Origin of the sequence: Bosea vaviloviae, from assembly GCF_001741865.1 — a bacterium.
In the GTDB taxonomy this organism is placed as follows: domain Bacteria; phylum Pseudomonadota; class Alphaproteobacteria; order Rhizobiales; family Beijerinckiaceae; genus Allobosea; species Allobosea vaviloviae.
On sequence record NZ_CP017147.1, the window covers coordinates 1,355,001 to 1,372,097 of the forward strand.

Annotated in this window: 15 protein-coding genes; 11 read left to right on the forward strand and 4 right to left on the reverse strand. The window is 65.5% G+C overall.

Translation table 11 applies throughout. The features are described 5' to 3' along the window. Positions 1–125: 125 nt before the first annotated feature. The 11 genes from BHK69_RS06395 to minE all read left to right on the forward strand — a co-directional run bounded on the left by BHK69_RS06395 (position 126) and on the right by minE (position 11,143). Positions 126–920 (forward strand): DeoR/GlpR family DNA-binding transcription regulator, encoded by a 795-nt coding sequence (locus BHK69_RS06395; RefSeq protein WP_069689366.1) that lies wholly within the window; start codon positions 126–128, stop codon positions 918–920. Positions 921–1,020: 100 nt separating this feature from the next. Continuing rightward, complete coding sequence (gene glpD / locus BHK69_RS06400; protein WP_069689367.1) at positions 1,021–2,559, forward strand: glycerol-3-phosphate dehydrogenase; 1,539 nt, start codon at positions 1,021–1,023, stop codon at positions 2,557–2,559. Then, on the forward strand, positions 2,559–3,644 hold the full coding sequence (locus BHK69_RS06405) for an ABC transporter ATP-binding protein (RefSeq protein WP_069689368.1): 1,086 nt from the start codon (positions 2,559–2,561) through the stop codon (positions 3,642–3,644). Before glpD ends, BHK69_RS06405 begins: the two co-directional genes overlap by 1 nt. Positions 3,645–3,651: 7 nt before the next feature. After that, the gene (locus tag BHK69_RS06410; RefSeq protein WP_069689369.1) at positions 3,652–4,764 is read left to right on the forward strand and encodes an ABC transporter ATP-binding protein; all 1,113 of its coding nucleotides are present in this window, start codon (positions 3,652–3,654) and stop codon (positions 4,762–4,764) included. A gap of 2 nt (positions 4,765–4,766) precedes the next feature. Then, positions 4,767–5,669, forward strand: coding sequence for a carbohydrate ABC transporter permease (locus tag BHK69_RS06415; RefSeq protein WP_069689370.1), 903 nt, complete (start codon positions 4,767–4,769; stop codon positions 5,667–5,669). Beyond that, positions 5,669–6,466 (forward strand): carbohydrate ABC transporter permease, encoded by a 798-nt coding sequence (locus BHK69_RS06420; RefSeq protein ID WP_066614785.1) that lies wholly within the window; start codon positions 5,669–5,671, stop codon positions 6,464–6,466. Before BHK69_RS06415 ends, BHK69_RS06420 begins: the two co-directional genes overlap by 1 nt. Beyond that, complete coding sequence (locus BHK69_RS06425; RefSeq protein WP_069689371.1) at positions 6,466–6,744, forward strand: DUF2160 domain-containing protein; 279 nt, start codon at positions 6,466–6,468, stop codon at positions 6,742–6,744. Before BHK69_RS06420 ends, BHK69_RS06425 begins: the two co-directional genes overlap by 1 nt. 73 nt (positions 6,745–6,817) lie before the next feature. Further along, on the forward strand, positions 6,818–8,575 hold the full coding sequence (locus tag BHK69_RS06430; RefSeq protein WP_069689372.1) for an ABC transporter substrate-binding protein: 1,758 nt from the start codon (positions 6,818–6,820) through the stop codon (positions 8,573–8,575). 662 nt (positions 8,576–9,237) lie between these two features. Further along, positions 9,238–9,972 (forward strand): septum site-determining protein MinC, encoded by a 735-nt coding sequence (gene minC / locus BHK69_RS06435; RefSeq protein ID WP_069689373.1) that lies wholly within the window; start codon positions 9,238–9,240, stop codon positions 9,970–9,972. A 95-nt stretch (positions 9,973–10,067) separates the two neighbouring features. Further along, positions 10,068–10,883 carry a septum site-determining protein MinD gene (gene minD, locus BHK69_RS06440; protein ID WP_069689374.1) on the forward strand — a complete coding sequence of 272 codons (816 nt, stop codon included), beginning with the start codon at positions 10,068–10,070 and terminating at the stop codon, positions 10,881–10,883. Further along, positions 10,880–11,143 carry a cell division topological specificity factor MinE gene (minE, locus tag BHK69_RS06445; RefSeq protein ID WP_069689375.1) on the forward strand — a complete coding sequence of 88 codons (264 nt, stop codon included), beginning with the start codon at positions 10,880–10,882 and terminating at the stop codon, positions 11,141–11,143. Before minD ends, minE begins: the two co-directional genes overlap by 4 nt. Positions 11,144–11,305: 162 nt before the next feature. Here the strand turns inward: minE and BHK69_RS06450 are convergent, their stop codons facing one another. The 4 genes from BHK69_RS06450 to BHK69_RS06465 form a co-directional block, all read right to left on the reverse strand. Then, entirely contained in the window at positions 11,306–12,160 is an 855-nt protein-coding gene (locus BHK69_RS06450) for an ABC transporter permease (protein WP_069689376.1), read from the reverse strand. Further along, a complete protein-coding gene (locus tag BHK69_RS06455; protein WP_069689377.1) occupies positions 12,157–13,080 on the reverse strand; it encodes an ABC transporter permease subunit in 924 nt (307 codons plus the stop codon). The genes BHK69_RS06450 and BHK69_RS06455 overlap by 4 nt, the downstream gene beginning before the upstream one ends. A gap of 63 nt (positions 13,081–13,143) precedes the next feature. After that, positions 13,144–14,970, reverse strand: coding sequence for an ABC transporter ATP-binding protein (locus BHK69_RS06460; RefSeq protein ID WP_069689378.1), 1,827 nt, complete (start codon positions 14,968–14,970; stop codon positions 13,144–13,146). A gap of 12 nt (positions 14,971–14,982) precedes the next feature. After that, positions 14,983–16,527 (reverse strand): glutathione ABC transporter substrate-binding protein, encoded by a 1,545-nt coding sequence (locus BHK69_RS06465; RefSeq protein WP_069689379.1) that lies wholly within the window; start codon positions 16,525–16,527, stop codon positions 14,983–14,985. Between the last annotated feature and the right edge of the window lie 570 nt (positions 16,528–17,097).

Genomic DNA, 17,097 nt, shown 5'->3' on the forward strand with positions numbered 1-17,097 from the left:
ATCCGCGCCAGATCCCGTAACGCCTCGGCGCGATGCCGCAGACGTCACCTCCCCTGAGGGAGCCGTGCAGCATTGACGCCGACCCTCCTTGCCGCCAGCCTGCCGCTCGCCAACCGGAGCCCGCCATGGAGACCATCACGCCACGTCAGCGCGAAATCGTGACGCTGGCGCGCAGCCAGGGGCGCGTCGCTGTCGAGGAATTGGCGGCGCGCTACGAAGTCAGCGCTCAGACCATCCGCAAGGATCTCAACCAGCTCTGCGAGCAGCGCATCATGTCGCGTGTTCATGGCGGCGCGGTTGTCGCCTCCAGCGTCGAGAACCTCGCCTATGAGGCCCGGCGGTTCATCGCCCGTGACGAGAAGATCGCGATCGGCCGCGCCGCTGCGGCATTGATCCCCAACGACGCCTCGCTCTTCATCAATATCGGCACCACCACGGAGGAGGTCGCTCGCGCGCTCGCCGACCATCGCGGCCTGCTCGTCATCACCAACAACCTGCATGTCGCGACCTTGCTCTATCCGCATCCTCGCATCGAGGTCATCGTCGCGGGCGGGCCGGTGCGGCGCTCCGATGGCGGTGTCGTCGGCGCGGCCGCGGTCGATCTGATCCGCCAGTTCAAGGTCGACTACGCCGTGATCGGCACCTCGGCGATAGACCCGGACGGGGCCCTGCTCGATTTCGACTATCGCGAGGTCCGCGTCTCGCAGGCGATCATCGAAAACGCCCGTCAATGCCTGCTCGTCGCCGACAGCCTCAAGCTCGAGCGCTCCGCCCCGATCCGCATCGGCCATCTGCGCGATATCGACGTCTTCGTCACAGACCGCCTGACCTCCGCCCCTCTGCGCGAACTGTGCCGTGGCGCCGGGATTTCCGTGGTCGAGACCGCCGGGCCAGATGCGCCGACCGAAACCGAAGGCTGAATTTTCACTTTCACTTTCGTTTTGCCATTGCTCGCAACAAAAACACTGACTAGCCTTCGATTCAGGAAAGGCGCTGAAGCCGCCTGCCTGGAGGAAATGCGTGACGGGTCCGGTCTTCGACATCGCCATCATCGGCGGCGGGGTGAATGGCTGCAGCATCGCGCGCGATGCGGCCGGGCGCGGCGCTTCCGTCGTGCTGTTCGAGCAGGGCGATCTCGCCGGCGCCACCTCCTCGGCCTCGACCAAGCTGATCCATGGCGGACTGCGCTATCTCGAACATTACGAGTTCCGGCTGGTGCGCGAGGCGCTGGCGGAGCGCGAGGTGATGTGGCGGGCAGCGCCCCATATCGTCTGGCCATTGCGGTTCGTGCTGCCACATCATGCGGGCTTGCGCCCCGCCTGGCTGCTCCGGCTCGGCCTCTTCCTCTATGATCATCTCGGCGGCCGCCGCCTGCTGCCGGCCGCCCGTTCGCTCGACCTCAGCCGCGACGCCGCGGGCCGCGCGCTGAAGCCGCGCTTCACCCGCGCCTTCGAATATTCCGATTGCTGGGTCGAGGATTCGCGCCTGGTCGTGCTCAACGCGCGCGATGCGGCCGACCATGGTGCGACCATCCTCCCGCGCACAAAAGTCGTCGCTGCGCGCCGCGAGGCTGGGCATTGGCTGATCGCCTCGCACGGTCCCGATGGTGCCGAGGTGACGACCCGGGCGCGCGCGCTCGTCAATGCCGCCGGTCCCTGGGTTGCCGATGTGCTGAACGACGTCGTGTCCAGCACCCGCCCGGCCGCCGTCAGGCTGGTGCAGGGCAGCCATATCGTCGTGCCGCGCCTGTTCGAGCACGAGCGTTGCTATATCTTCCAGAACGCAGACGGCCGGATCATCTTCGCCATCCCTTATGAGGGCGATCTGACTTTGATCGGCACCACCGACAAGGATTATGAGGGCGATCCGGCCGAGGTTGCGGCCAGCCCAGACGAGATCGCCTATCTCTGCGCGGCGGCGAACGACTATTTTCGCGTCTCGATCACACCCGAGCAGGTGGTCTGGACCTATTCAGGGGTGCGCCCGCTCTATGACGACGGAGCCTCCAAGGCGCAGGAAGCGACCCGCGACTATGTCTTGACGCTCGATGCGCCCGAGGAGCAGGCGCCGCTGCTCTCGGTCTTCGGTGGCAAGATCACCACCTCGCGCCGTCTCGCCGAGGCCGCGGTCGAAAAGCTTTCCGCAGCCGTGGCGGCGCTGCGGGCGCCGCCCTGGACGGCGAATGCCTCGCTGCCAGGTGGCGACTTCCCGGTTGAGGGCTTCGAAGCGCTGGTCGAGAAGATCGCCGCCGCGCGCCCCTGGCTCCCGAGCAAACTGGCGCGGCGGCTCGCCCGGGCTTACGGTACGCGCGCCGAAGCGCTGCTCGAAGGCGCCAGCGCGATGGCCGATCTCGGCCGCGTCTTCGGCGCCGACTTGACCGAGCGTGAGGTCTCCTGGCTGATGACGCAGGAATGGGCGCTCTCGTCCCAGGATGTGCTGTTCCGACGCAGCAAGCTTGGCCTGCGCTTTTCGGCCGAGCAGGAACGGGCACTCGCCGAACACATGGCGGCGCAAGCCGCCAGAGCGCCGGCCATGTCCCTGCAAGCGGAGCCGCGCTGATGAGCTTGGTGCTGGACAATGTCGGACTGGCGCGTGGCGGGCAGGATCTGCTCAGCGGCATCTCGCTGACGCTGCCGAAGGGCTCGCTCAACGTCCTGCTCGGCGCGACGCTCGCGGGCAAGACCTCCCTGATGCGGCTGATGGCCGGGCTCGACGCGCCGACGACCGGCCGCGTCCTCGTCGGCGGGCGCGACGTCACCGGGCTGCCGGTGCAGAAGCGCGATGTCGCCATGGTCTACCAGCAGTTCATCAACTACCCCTCGCTGAGCGTCTACGAGAACATCGCCTCGCCTCTACGGGTCGCCCGGCTCGGGGCCGACGAGATCGCGGCACGGGTCAGGGCCGCCGCTGGCCTGCTCAGGCTCGAGCCCTATCTGCAGCGCAAGCCGCTGGAACTCTCGGGCGGCCAGCAGCAGCGCACCGCGATCGCGCGCGCCTTGGTGAAGCGGGCCGAGTTGGTCCTGCTCGACGAGCCGCTCGCCAATCTCGACTACAAGCTGCGCGAGGAACTGCGCGAGGAACTGCCGCGCATCTTCGCCGAATCTGGCGCGATCTTCGTCTACGCCACCACCGAGCCGAGCGAGGCGCTTCTGCTCGGCGGCGCGACCGCGACCCTGTTCCAGGGCAAGGTGACGCAGTTCGGCCCGACCGCGCAGGTCTATCGCCAGCCGCATGACCTGGTGACGGCGCAGGTCTTCTCCGATCCGCCGCTGAACGTCCTGTCCGGGCGCAAGCAGGGCGGCGAGGTCACGCTTGCCACCGGAGCGAGCGTGCCGGCCGCCGGCGCCTTCGCCGCCGTGCCCGACGGGCGCTACAGCATCGGTTTCCGCGCCCATCATCTGGCGCTCGATCCTTTGCCGGCTCCGGCTATCGCGCTCTCCGCCACCGTTTCGGTTTCCGAGATCACCGGCTCGGAAAGCTATGTCCATCTCGATCTTGGCGCGCATCGTCTCGTCGCGCTGGTCCCGGGCGTGCGCCGGCTGGAGCCGGGCTCGGCCGTGACGGCCTGGCTCGATCCGCGCCGCATCTTCCTGTTCGACGAGAGCGGGGCGCTTGCCGCCAGCGCTGTCGCGAAGGCCGCGTGAGAGCGCCATGGCCCAGATCACGCTCGACAAGCTCGCCCATGCCTACAAGCCCAATCCACAGGGTCCGCAGGACTATGCCCTGACCGAAGTCGACCATGTCTGGCGCCAGGGCGGGGCCTATGCCTTGCTCGGTCCGTCCGGCTGCGGCAAGACCACCCTGCTCAACATCATTTCGGGCCTCGTCGTGCCGACGCGCGGGCGCATCCTGTTCGACGGCGTCGACATCACGCGGCTGCCGACCGAGGCGCGCAACATCGCCCAGGTCTTCCAGTTCCCGGTCGTCTACGACACCATGACGGTGCGCGAGAACCTGGCCTTTCCGCTGAAGAATCGCGGCGTCGAGCGCAAGCTGATAGAGGCCCGCGTCGCCGAGATCGCCGGCCTGCTCGACCTGACCGGGGTGCTTGATCGCAAGGCGAGCCATCTCGGCGCCGACGCCAAGCAGAAAATCTCACTCGGGCGCGGGCTGGTGCGCCCCGATGTGGCGGCGATCCTGTTCGATGAGCCGCTGACGGTGATCGACCCGCATCTGAAATGGCAGCTGCGCTCGATGCTGAAGGAACTGCATCGCAAGCTCGATCTGACCATGATCTACGTCACCCATGACCAGACCGAGGCGCTGACCTTCGCCGACACGGTCGTGGTCATGCATGAGGGCGGCGTGGTCCAGACCGGCACGCCGGAGGAATTGTTCCAGCATCCGGCCCACACCTTCGTCGGCCATTTCATCGGCTCGCCGGGCATGAATGTTCTGCCCTGCGCGGTTTCGGGCGCGTTCGCCAGCGTCGCCGGCCAGACGATCCCGCTGGTGCGGGCCTACCCCGCGCTCGCCGCCGGCCGGATCGAGCTCGGCATCCGGCCGGAATATGCGCTCCTGCGTCCGCGCGGCGAGGGTTTGCCGGTGCGGATCCGCCGGATCGACGATATCGGCCGCGTTCGCATCGCCCGCGTCGAGCTCGACGGCCTGGCGATGGCGGCGACAGTGCCGGAGGAGGCGAGTTTCGACGGCGACGCGGCCTCGCTCGCCCTCGATTCGAAACAGATCCACATCTATTGCGACGGGCATCTCGTGAAGGGCGACCCCCTGCATGCCGCCTCGCCGGCCACGGAGGGTGTCTGAGCATGCGCAAGCCCGTCAACCAGAAGGCCTGGTTCCTGGTGCTGCCGGTGCTGCTGATCGTGGCCTTCTCGGCCGTGATCCCGCTGATGACCGTGGTCAATTATTCGATGCAGGATTCCTTCGGCAACAACCAGTTCTTCTGGAACGGCGTCGGCTGGTTTTCCGAATTGCTCGATCCCAAGAGCGACCTCGGCTCGCGCTTCTACGACTCGCTCTGGCGCAACCTCGCCTTCTCGGGAATCATCCTGGCCATCCAGATTCCGCTCGGCTTCGTCGTGGCGCTGTCGATGCCGCGCGAGGGCTGGCAGGTCTCGGTGACGCTGGTGCTGATGGCGCTGCCGCTGCTGATCCCGTGGAACGTGGTCGGCACGATCTGGCAGATCTTCGCCCGCGGCGACATCGGCCTGTTCGGCGCGGCCGTGAACGGACTCGGCATCCGCTACAACTATGTTTCCGACCCGCTCGCGGCATGGTTCACCATCATCATCATGGATGTGTGGCACTGGACCTCGCTGGTGGCGCTGCTCTGCTATGCCGGCCTCAAGTCGATCCCCGACGCCTACTACCAGGCCGCCCGCATCGACGGCGCCTCGCGCTGGGCCGTGTTCCGCACCATCCAGTTACCGAAGATGAGCCGCGTCCTGCTCATCGCCGTTCTGCTGCGCTTCATGGATTCCTTCATGATCTATACCGAGCCCTTCGTCGTCACCGGCGGCGGCCCGGGCAATTCCACCACCTTCCTGTCGATCGAACTGGTCAAGCTCGCGCTCGGGCAGTTCGACCTCGGCAAGGCTGCGGCGCTCTCGATCGTCTACAACCTGATCATCCTGGCCGTGTGCTGGGTTTTCTACACGGTCATGACCGCGGCCGACGCCAACGCCGACGCGAACGGGGGGAGAGCCTGATGCGCGGCGGCCGCCTCATTCTCGTTCTCTACCTCGTCGGGCTGATGCTGCCGATCTACTGGCTCGTCAACATGAGCTTCAAGACCAACACCGAGATCACCAACGCGCTGACGCTCTGGCCGCAGGTCTTCACCTTCGACAATTACCGCAAGATCTTCACTGACCCGAGCTGGTACAACGGCTATCTCAACTCGCTGAAATACGTGGCGCTGAACACGCTGCTCTCGATTTCCTTCGCCCTGCCGGCGGCTTACGCCTTCTCGCGCTACCGTTTCCTCGGTGACAAGCATCTGTTCTTCTGGCTGCTCTCGAACCGGATGGCGCCACCGGCGGTGTTCGCGCTGCCCTTCTTCAACCTCTATTCGGCGATCGGCTTGTTCGACACGCCCTGGGCCGTGGCGCTGGCGCATTGCCTGTTCAACGTGCCGCTCGCGGTCTGGATCCTCGAGGGCTTCATGTCCGGCGTGCCGCGCGAGATTGACGAAACGGCGGCGATCGACGGCTATTCCTTCCCGCGCTTCTTCGTGAAGATCTTCCTGCCGCTGATCGCCTCTGGCGTCGGCGTCGCGGCCTTCTTCTGCTTCATGTTCTCCTGGGTCGAGCTCCTGCTGGCGCGCACCCTGACCAGCGTCAGCGCCAAGCCGATCGCGGCCACCATGACGCGCACCGTCTCGGCCGCCGGCATGGACTGGGGCGTGCTCGCGGCGGCCGGCGTGTTGACGCTGATCCCCGGCGCGCTCGTGATCTGGTTCGTGCGCAACTACATCGCCAAGGGCTTCGCCCTGGGGAGGGTGTGATGGATCTCGCCTGGATGGCCTGGACCTGGCAGACCGGCCTGTTCTTCGCCGGTATCGCCTCGCTTCTCGTCCTGCTGACGCTGCTGGCGATCTGGCGCCCCGAGACCGAGCGCGTCGGCGCGCTGCGCATCGCCACCACCCGTGGCGACAGGCTCTTCATCTCGCTGCTTGGCAGCGCCTTCATTCACCTCGCCTGGCTCGGCCTCGTCGGTCCGGGCCTGGGGTGGGCTTCCGGCCTTGCGCTCCTCTATGCCGCGGCGGTGTTCCGCTGGGTGTGAGGATGGGCCCAACAACAAGAAACGACCGAACCCGAAAAGGGACGGCAACGCATAAAAGCACCGGAGGATAACGATGACGACGCTCAGGACGAATCTTCGCCGCATGGCCGGCGCCAGCCTGTTTGCGCTGACGCTTGCCGCCGGACCCGCCATGGCCGGCCCCGAGGAGGCGCGCAAATGGATCGACAGCGAGTTCCAGCCCTCGACCCTGGACAAGGCCGCCCAGCTCAAGGAGATGGAATGGTTCATCAACGCGGCGAAACCCTTCGCCGGCATGGAGATCAACATCGTCTCGGAGACGATCACCACCCATGAATACGAGGCCAAGGTGCTGGCCAAGGCCTTCAGCGAGATCACCGGCATCAAGCTGACGCACGACCTGATCCAGGAAGGCGACGTGGTCGAGAAGATTCAGACGCAGATGCAGTCCGGCAAGAACATCTATGATGGCTGGATCAACGATTCCGATCTGATCGGCACGCATTTCCGCTACAAGCAGGCGACCAACCTGACCGACTGGATGGCCGGGCCGGGCAAGGACGTCACCAATCCCGGCCTCGACATCGACGACTTCATCGGCAAGTCCTTCGGCACCGGACCGGACGGCAAGCTCTACCAGCTGCCGGTCCAGCAGTTCGCGAACCTCTACTGGTTCCGCTATGACTGGTTTCAGCGCGCCGACCTGAAGGAAAAGTTCAAGGCCAAATACGGCTACGACCTCGGCGTTCCCGTGAACTGGTCTGCCTATGAGGACATCGCCGAGTTCTTCACCAACGATGTCAAGGAAATCGACGGCACCAAGATCTTCGGCCATATGGACTATGGCAAGAAGGATCCCTCGCTCGGCTGGCGCTTCACCGACGCTTGGCTCTCCATGGCCGGCAATGGCGACAAGGGCATCCCGAACGGCCTGCCGGTTGATGAATGGGGCATCCGCATGGAAGGCTGCCGCCCGGTCGGCTCGGCGGTCGAACGCGGCGGCGACACGAACGGCCCCGCGGCGGTCTACTCGATCGTCAAATATGTCGACTGGCTGAAGAAATACGCCCCGCCGCAGGCGCAAGGCATGACCTTCGGCGAGTCCGGGCCGGTGCCGGCGCAGGGCACGATCGCCCAGCAGATCTTCTGGTACACGGCTTTCACCGCCGACATGGTCAAGCCCGGCCTGCCGGTGATGAGCTCGGACGGCAAGCCGAAATGGCGGATGGCGCCCTCGCCCAAGGGTGCCTACTGGAAGGACGGGATGAAGCTCGGCTACCAGGACGCCGGCTCGGCGACCCTGCTGAACTCGACCCCGGTCGAGCGCCGCAAGGCGGCCTGGCTCTATCTGCAGTTCATCGTCTCCAAGACGGTCAGCCTGAAGAAGAGCCATGTCGGCCTCACCTTCATCCGCGAGACCGATATCTGGGACAAGAGCTTCACCGAGCGCGCGCCCGCACTCGGTGGCTTGGTCGAGTTCTACCGCTCGCCGGCGCGCGTGCAGTGGACCCCGACCGGCAACAACGTGCCGGACTATCCGCGCCTCGCCCAGCTCTGGTGGCAGAATATCGGCGACGCCTCCTCGGGGGCAAAGACGCCGCAGGCGGCGATGGACGCCCTCGCCGCCGCTCAGGATTCGGTGATGGAGCGGCTCGAGCGCTCGGGCGTGCAGGGCGATTGCGGCCCCAAGCTGAACCCGCGCACCACAGCCGAGGAATGGTTCGCCAAGGCGGAGAAGGCCGGCACGCTGGCGCCCCAGCGCAAGCTCGCCAACGAGAAGCCGAAAGGTGAGACGATCGATTACGACACCCTGATCAAAAGCTGGCCCGCCTCCCCGCCAAAGAAGGGCTGAGGGCTACTAGGGTTCAAGGCGTGACGCGAGAAAGGCAGGGTGCGGCGGAGGACGCCGCACCCTGCTATCAATGGTGCGAAGCGGCATTGTCGCTTTAGCCCGTGACATCGATCGAAGCGGATGACGATGAAGTTCTGGTCAGGAGCTTGAACTCTTCGGCGCCCGTAAGCCCTCTGATAAATTCCACGGCAGGCCTCGACCGCCGATCGCATGATCGGACCCAAGTCTTCATCTGACCCAAGCCTTCATCCGACCCAAGTCTTCATCTGACCCAAGTCTTCCGGTAACCGAAACATATCCGGGCCGTTCGCGCTCGCTGCGGCATGACCGCCGGTTCCGCGATCTCGCGATCGACAGCAAGCCACGCGGATGTGGTCGCATTCGCCTTCGCATTGCCGATCCCGTTGGGCCGCGATGCCTAGCATGGGCCGCGCGGTCAAACGCTGCCGCGAACGATTTCAGGCCCTGGCAATGAGCGTTTTCGGCGCCCCGCGGATGCCTTCAATGTCAGCGGGTTTTGCTGCCCGACTGGTTGAAAACTTGCGCCCCTTGCCACGCCTCATCCGCTGTCAAAGGCGGCTCATTACCGTCGGCGCGCCCCGGCGATTTACCATCTGTTAACCATTCGCCCGATACACCGGGGCTACCGAAAATTTACCAAGATGACCGCCGTGTTAACGAAACCCAGGCCGATCCGCCTCAAGGGGCGCTCCTACCTTGCGCTCACGCTGACCCCCGAGCTGCCCCTCGAGGACTGGCTGGTGCGGCTCGATGAGCTGGCTGCGCTGTCCGCCGGGTTCTTCCTGAGGCGGCCGGTGGTGCTCGATATCGAAGGCATCGAGCTCGACCGTTCGCAGCTCCGCGATCTTGTCAGCGAGCTATGCGCTCGCAACGTGCGAATCATGGGCATTGAAGGCGCGCGCACCTCATTGCTCGGCGCGGATCTGCCGCCCGCGATATCAGGCGGGCGCTCGACATCGGACATCGAAGCGCCGGTCGCTGAGCCAATCAAGGAAGCCGTCGTGTCCGAGAGCATCATTCGCTCCGACCCGCTGCCAATCAAGACCACGCCTTCGATCATCGTGACCCAGCCCGTACGCTCGGGTCAGTCGCTGTTCTTTCCCGAGGGCGACGTCACCGTCATCGGATCGGTCGCATCCGGCGCGGAAGTCGTCGCGGGAGGTTCGATCCATATCTACGGCACGCTCCGGGGACGAGCGCTGGCCGGCACGATGGGCAACGCGTCCGCGCGCATCTTCTGCAGCAAGCTCGAAGCGGAACTCCTCGCCATCGACGGCTTCTACAAGACGGCCGAGGACATGGAACCCGAAACGCGCGGCAAGGCCGTCCAGATCTGGCTCGAAGGCGAAACGTTCAAGGTCGGATCGCTCGCCTAGAGCATTGCGCGAAAGTGGGTACCGGCTTTTCGCATGAGCAATGCTCTCAACTTTTAGAATCGCTCACGTCGCGTCACTACAAACAGGAGAGGTCTATGGGCAAAGTCATCGTGGTCACATCCGGCAAAGGCGGCGTTGGCAAAACGACGTCCTCCGCGGCGCTGGGGGCTGCTCTTGCAAAGAGCGGCGACAAGGTCGTGGTCGTGGATTTCGATGTCGGCCTGCGCAATCTCGATCTCGTCATGGGCGCCGAAAGAAGGGTGGTCTATGACCTCGTCAACGTGATCCAGGGCGAAGCCAAGCTGACGCAGGCGCTCATCCGCGACAAGCGGGTCGAGACGCTTTACCTGCTGCCGGCCTCCCAGACGCGCGACAAGGACAATCTCACGCCTGAGGGCGTCGAGAAGGTCGTCAATGCCCTGAAGAGCGTCTTCGATTGGGTCATCTGCGACAGCCCGGCCGGTATCGAGCGCGGCGCGACGCTGGCCATGCGCCATGCCGACGTGGCCATCGTCGTGACCAATCCGGAGGTCTCCTCGGTGCGCGATTCCGACCGCATCATCGGCCTGCTCGATTCCAAGACGCTCAAGGCCGAGAACGGCGAGCATATGGAGAAGCATCTCCTGCTCACCCGCTACGACTCGGCCCGCGCCGAACGTGGCGACATGCTGAAGGTGGACGACGTCCTCGAAATCCTGTCGATCCCGCTGCTCGGCATCATCCCGGAAAGCATGGATGTGCTGCGCGCATCCAATCTCGGCTCTCCCGTCACCCTGGCCGATGATCGCAGCGCGCCGTCGATCGCCTATTTCGAGGCGGCGCGCCGGCTCAAGGGTGAAAACCTGCCGATCATGATTCCGGGCGAAAAGCGCGGCTTCTTCGGCAAGATCTTCGGAAGGAAAGCGGCATGAATTTGCGTCGCCTGTTCTCCCGCACCCAGTCGGCCCCGGCCGCCCGCGAGCGATTGAAGGTTCTCCTCGCCCATGAGCGCGCGGCGGTTGGTGATTCCGACCTGGTGTCCAAGCTGCGGGACGAAATCCTGCGCGCCATCTCGATGCACATGCAGATCGATCACGACAAGGTCACCGTGAAGATGGAGCGCGGTGCGCAATATTCGACGCTCGCCGTCGATGTCGAGATCCCGTTCGACGCGGCCAAGAAGGCGGCCTGACGGCCGCTTTCCCCCGCGGTATGAAAACCGGGATAGGGGACCTCCTCGCCTCGCAGTTCGGGAATAGCCCCCCGGCAGCTGCGAGGCGTTTGGACTCTGGCGAAGCCTAAACGGTAAGGGCCGCCCTCAGCCGTACCAAATCGTCGACCAGACGATCGACCCTCATTGCAGCTTCTGGTTCAGGGCATCGCGCAGGCCGTCGCCGAGGATGTTGAAGCAGAGGACGACGACGAAAATGGCGAGGCCCGGAAACAGGGTCAGGTGATCGGCGACACCGAGGTAGCTGCGCCCATCCGCCAGCATGGCGCCCCATTCGGAGCTTGGCGGTTGCGCCCCCAGCCCAATGAAGGACAGCGCCGCACCGACGAGGATCGCCGAGCCGATGCGCAGGCTCATATAGACGATCACGGCCGGCAGGGCTCCGGGCAGGATATGGTGAAGGATCAGCCTGAACCTGGACACGCCGATGCTGCGGGCCGCCTGAACATACTGGGTCTGCTTCAGCACCAAGGTGCTGCCGCGGACGAGCCGGGCGAAAACCGGCACGCTGAACACGGCCACCGCCCAGATGACATTCCCCACTCCTGGCCCCAGCAGCGCCACCACGGCGATGGCCAGCAGGAGACCGGGAAAGGCGAACAGCACGTCGCATAGCCGCATCAGCAAAGCGTCGACCCAGCCGCCGCTCCAACCGCTGACAAGCCCCATGATCGTGCCGATGAAGCCGCCGGCAAAGGCCGAGATCAAGCCCACCGCCAGTGAGACACGGCCTCCCCAGATGATCCGGCTGAGGATGTCGCGGCCATAGGAGTCGGTTCCGGCAAGATGGGCCCAGGTCGGGGCTTGCAGGAGCGCATCGTAGTCGGCGGTCGCCGGATCGTAAGGCGCGATATACGGCGCGAACGCCGCTGCAAAGACGATGAGAGCAATGATGGCGGCGGCCAGAAGCGCTGTGTGCCTGCGGCGAAAACGCCGCCAGAATTCCCGAGCAGGCGAGCGGATGGCGGGCGCTGTCATGATCGCAACCGGATCGCAGGGTTCAGCACGCCGTAGAGGAGGTCGACCACGAGGTTTATCAGCACGAACTCGGCGGACAGGAGCAGGATCAGCGCCTGGATCACGGGGTAGTCGCGGAAGGAGATGCTGTCGACGAGCAGACGGCCCAGGCCCGGCCAGGCGAACACCGTCTCGACCACGATCGCGCCGCCCAGCAGCGTCCCGAATTCCAGCCCCGTCAGGGTCACGACCGGGATCAAGGCGTTGCGCGCCGCGTGGCGCCAGATCACGCGGCGTTCGGTCAGGCCCTTGCTGCGCGCCGTGCGGACAAAATCTTCGCCGGCGACATCGACGAAGGCCGAGCGCGTGAAGCGGGCAAGCACCGCAGCCACTCCGACGCCGAGCGTGAAGGAGGGCATGAGCAGCGAACGCCATCCGTCATAGCCACCGGTCGGCAGCCAGCCGAGGTGCACTGAAAACAGATCGATCAGCAGCAGCCCGAGCCAAAAGCCGGGAAAGGACAGGCCGCCGATCGCCACCAGCATGGCCGCCTGGTCCTGCCATCGCCCGCGTTTGACCCCGGCCCAGACGCCGAGCAGGCCTCCCGTCAGGGTTGCCCACCCCATCGCTGCCAGAGTGAGCCACAGGGTCGGCAGGAAGCGCGCCCCGATAACCGCGATCACCGGCTCATGCGTGCGGCTCGAGATGCCGAAATCGCCGTGAAGGGTCGCTCCGGCGTAACGCAGGTACTGCTGCCAGATCGGCCGGTCGAGCCCGAGCGCTTCGCGCGCGGATGCCACCTCCTGTTCCGTCGCATCCGCGCCGGCCACCAGCCGCGCCGGATCGCCCGGCAGCAGCCTGACGAAGCCGAATACGAACAGCGACACGGCAAACAGCACCGGCACCGCGCCGATGAGCCGCTTCAGGAAGAAGACGGGCATCGGCTCTCACTCTTCGCAAGGACGTTCAGCTGGGCGTTCAGCACAGCGCGCATCGCATTGTCCTCAATAGAGACCTCCCACGCGGTGCCGGGCGACATAATGCTCGGGCCCGACCTGAACCAGCGGGGCCACCTCCGGCACGTCGTCCAATGCCCGCAGCGGGCTTGGCACTTCGCTGTCGTCGATCGCGACCTCCTCGCGATGACGCGAGGGATCGGGAACCGGCACGGCGTTGAGCAAGCGACGCGTATAGGCGTGCTGTGGCGAGGCGAGCACCGCCTGACGTGGTCCGATTTCGACGATCTGCCCGAGATACATCACCGCGACACGGTGGCTTATCCGCTCGACCACCGCCATGTCGTGGGAGATGAACAGGCAGGCGAGGCCGAGCTTTCGCTGCAAATCCATCAACAGGTTGACGATCTGCGCGCGGATCGACACGTCGAGCGCCGCGACCGCCTCGTCGGCGATGATCAATCGCGGCTCCGAGGCCAGCGCACGCGCGATCCCGACGCGCTGGCACTGGCCGCCGGAGAGCTCGTGAGGATAGCGCGAGACGAAGGCGCGCGGGAGGCCGACGAGTTCGAGCAGCTCCTCGACCCGGCGGATGACGGCCGTGCCCTCGAGGAGGCCATGAGTGCGTATCGGCTCCGCCACGGAGAAGCCGACCGTGAGACGCGGATCGAGCGCGCTGAACGGATCCTGGAAGACATATTGGATGCCGCGCCGCATCGCGCTGTCTGCAGCGCTGTTGGCGGCCGCGGCGAGAACATCCTGGCCCCGGAACAGGATGCGCCCCGAGGACGGCTCTTCGAGACGCACGATGCTGCGCCCGAGCGTGCTCTTGCCGCAGCCGCTCTCGCCGACCAGCGCGAGCGTCTCGCCGGGGCGGATCTCGAGGCTCACCTGCTCGACGGCGTGGACCCGGGCCCGGACGCGGCCCAACATGCCCCTGATGTCGAAGCGCGTGACGAGATCGCGCACCTCCAGCACCGGCGCTGCGGCTGCCACGGTATCCTGCGGCCCGGTCGGCGCAGGCGGTTCCGGGAACGGCACCGGCAGGGCCTCGTCATTGAGGCTGCCGAGCACCGGCACGGCGGCGAGCAGGCTGCGCGTATAGGGGTGGGAAGGCGTGGCGAAGAGCGCGCCGACCTCGCCCTCTTCGAGACGTTCGCCGGCACGCATCACCACGACGCGGTCGGCGAGTTCGGCGACGACGCCCATGTCATGGGTGATGAAGAGCAGGCCGGTGCCGAGGTCGCGCTGGAGTTCGCGCAGCAGGCGCAGCACCTGCGCCTGAACCGTCACGTCGAGAGCCGTCGTCGGCTCGTCCGCGATGAGAAGCCGCGGCTGGCTCGCCAGCGCGATGGCGATCATCGCGCGCTGCCGCATGCCGCCCGAAATCTCGAACGGATAGGAGCGCAACTGCCGGTTTGCATCGGGGATGCGGACACGCTCGAGCAGGCGCTGCGCCTCGGCGAGAGCCGCCGTCCAGTCGAGCTGGCGGTGCTGCACGATGGCCTCGGCGATCTGGTCGCCGATCCGCATGACCGGGTTGAGCGAACTCATCGGCTGCTGGAACACCATGGCGATCTCGGGGCCGCGCAGCCCCCGCATCGTCTCCGCATCTTCCTGCGCGAGGTCGCGGACCTTGCCGTCATTATCGCGATAGAGGATGCGGCCCGTATCGATCCGGCCGGGCCCATAGTCGAGAAGCCGGGTGATCGCCAGCGAGGCGACGGACTTGCCGGAGCCTGACTCACCCACCAGCGCCACGGTCTCGCCCGGCCTGACCGTCAGCCCAAGGCTGCGAACCACGGTTGTGCGGCCTCTGTCGTCGGGAAAGCTGACAGAGAGATCCTGAACGTCGAGCAGTTCCGGCTCGGCCATGGGGAGCAGCACCTATTTCAGGTCTGCTTCCTCATAGGTCAGCGCCGTATCGGGCTGCTGGGTGAGACCTGTCAGGCGCTTGTCGCGACCGGCCACCAGCGTGTTGACCGAGAGGAAGATCCAAGGCGCCTCTTGCCAGACCACTTTCTGGGCTGCGTCATAGGCGGTCTTGCGCTCCGCGGGATCGGCGGTGGACAGCCCCTTCAGAAGCGCTGCATCGACCGCGTCGTTCTTGAAATAGGCCAGATTATAGAGCGCCGGCGGATAGCTGCGGCTCGACAGCAGCGGCCGCAGCGCCCAGTCGGCGTCACCGGTCGAAGGCGCCCAGCTGCCGAAGAACATGCGCACCTCGGCTTCCTCCGGGGTCTTGGCGCCCCAGAGCCGCGTGGTCGCGACGCCGGCCTCGAGCGGATTGACCGCGACCTTCACGCCGACGACGGCGAGCTGCTGCTGCAGGAACTGCGAGGCCCGGTTGTTCAGCGTGTTGCTGAAATTCCAGATCTCGGTCTCGAATCCGTTCGGATAGCCCGCTTCCGCCAGCAATTGCCTGGCCTTGGCGGGATCATAAGGCCAGACACCCTGCTTGCTGTAGAAGGCGATTCCCGGCGCCACCGGCGCATCCATGGGGATGCCGAAGCCGTTATAGACGACCTTGATGAAAGCCGTCTTGTCGATCGCGTAGTTCAGGGCCTGCCTGACGCGCGGATCGTCGAACGGCTTCTTGCGGGTGTTGAGAGCGACATACTGGATCACGATCGACGGCGTCTTGTCGATGGCGAGGCGCTCGTCGCGCTCGATGAGCTGCACCGTCTCGGGCGGCAGCGGAAACACGAACTGCGCTTCGCCCGAACGCAGCAGGGCCAGCCTTGCGCCGCTTTCGGGCACGCTGCGGATCGTGACGCCGTCGAGGCGCGGCAGGCCCTGACGCCAGTATTGCGGGTTGCGCGCGGCCTTGAGCGTGTCGGGCGTCCAGCTGGTGAAGACAAAGGGACCGGTGCCGACCGGATGGCGCGATAGCTCGGCCCCGTATTGCGCGATGGCCTTGGGGCTCAGGATGGAAGCCCCGGTATGGGCGAGATAGTTGAGCAGCACGCCCGATGGCGCCTTCAGGACGAGACGGATGGTGAATTCATCGACGACCTCGACCTTGTCGACGGCTTCCAGCAGGCTCTGGCGCTTGAGATGGTTGGCCGGGTCGCGCAGCCGGTCGTAGTTCAGCTTGACCGCGGCGGCATCGAAGGATGTGCCGTCGTGGAATTTGACGTCGCGCCGCAGGTGGACGGTGTACTGGGTCGAGTCGCTGTTGACCTCGCTGCTCTCGGCCAGCACCGGAACAAGCTTCAGCTCGCGGTCGAAGCCATAGAGCCCCTGGAAGAAAAGCCGGCTGGCCGAGAGCGAGACCGAGTCATTGAGATCGGTCGGGTCGAGGCCGAGGATGTTGTCGCCGACGCCGACCGTGATCTGCCCGGCCGCAAGCGACGGGCCGGCAAGCCCCAGCGCGGCGACCACGGCCAAAGACCGAAAGGCAGTGCTGATACGAGCGAACGATATCGGCATGAGAGCGACTCCAGATCGTTCTTAAAAAAGAACAGCTGTGGGGTTTTACGATTTCGATGCAGCTGAAGTCCATGGCGGCACGCGCAAGGGCGCGCTTCCAAATTTCGACATGCCGGAGAAAAATGTTCTTTATGCCGGTCGATGTGCGGGGACCAGACAGCTGGACTCTGATGATTTCAACTAGGCGCGGGGAACCCTTCTCCCGGATGGGAGAAGGGCAGGGATGAGGGTGTGCGGCTGATTGTTGGGGCGCAACTGCGCCGCAGCGCCTTCTATTGAGAGGGCACACCCTCATCCGGCCCTCCGGGCCACCTTCCCCCATCCGGGAGAAGGTGAAGAGGCGTCGCGGCTGTGGCGAAAGGCGTGGGGAACCATTCTCCTGTAAGGAGAAGGGCAGGGATGAGGTGTCGACCCCTTGACCAGTTGCGTGACGACTACCGTCATTGCGAGCGCAGCGAAGCAATCCAGGAGGTCTCGCTCTACGTCCCCTGGGTTGCTTCGCTGCGCTCGCAATGACGGCAAGGTTATCACGCTCTGGAGCTTTGATTATGCATCGGTTTGCTCTGAAAG

What these genes read in the sequence shown, in the direction of transcription:
- BHK69_RS06395 (WP_069689366.1), top strand. Translation starts at nt 126, where the DNA reads ATGGAGACCATCACGCCACGTCAGCGCGAAATCGTGACGCTGGCGCGC.
- BHK69_RS06405 (WP_069689368.1), top strand. Translation starts at nt 2,559, where the DNA reads ATGAGCTTGGTGCTGGACAATGTCGGACTGGCGCGTGGCGGGCAGGAT.
- BHK69_RS06410 (WP_069689369.1), top strand. Translation starts at nt 3,652, where the DNA reads ATGGCCCAGATCACGCTCGACAAGCTCGCCCATGCCTACAAGCCCAAT.
- BHK69_RS06415 (WP_069689370.1), top strand. Translation starts at nt 4,767, where the DNA reads ATGCGCAAGCCCGTCAACCAGAAGGCCTGGTTCCTGGTGCTGCCGGTG.
- BHK69_RS06420 (WP_066614785.1), top strand. Translation starts at nt 5,669, where the DNA reads ATGCGCGGCGGCCGCCTCATTCTCGTTCTCTACCTCGTCGGGCTGATG.
- BHK69_RS06425 (WP_069689371.1), top strand. Translation starts at nt 6,466, where the DNA reads ATGGATCTCGCCTGGATGGCCTGGACCTGGCAGACCGGCCTGTTCTTC.
- BHK69_RS06430 (WP_069689372.1), top strand. Translation starts at nt 6,818, where the DNA reads ATGACGACGCTCAGGACGAATCTTCGCCGCATGGCCGGCGCCAGCCTG.
- minC (WP_069689373.1), top strand. Translation starts at nt 9,238, where the DNA reads ATGACCGCCGTGTTAACGAAACCCAGGCCGATCCGCCTCAAGGGGCGC.
- minD (WP_069689374.1), top strand. Translation starts at nt 10,068, where the DNA reads ATGGGCAAAGTCATCGTGGTCACATCCGGCAAAGGCGGCGTTGGCAAA.
- minE (WP_069689375.1), top strand. Translation starts at nt 10,880, where the DNA reads ATGAATTTGCGTCGCCTGTTCTCCCGCACCCAGTCGGCCCCGGCCGCC.
- BHK69_RS06450 (WP_069689376.1), bottom strand. Translation starts at nt 12,160, where the DNA reads ATGACAGCGCCCGCCATCCGCTCGCCTGCTCGGGAATTCTGGCGGCGT.
- BHK69_RS06455 (WP_069689377.1), bottom strand. Translation starts at nt 13,080, where the DNA reads ATGCCCGTCTTCTTCCTGAAGCGGCTCATCGGCGCGGTGCCGGTGCTG.
- BHK69_RS06460 (WP_069689378.1), bottom strand. Translation starts at nt 14,970, where the DNA reads ATGGCCGAGCCGGAACTGCTCGACGTTCAGGATCTCTCTGTCAGCTTT.
- BHK69_RS06465 (WP_069689379.1), bottom strand. Translation starts at nt 16,527, where the DNA reads ATGCCGATATCGTTCGCTCGTATCAGCACTGCCTTTCGGTCTTTGGCC.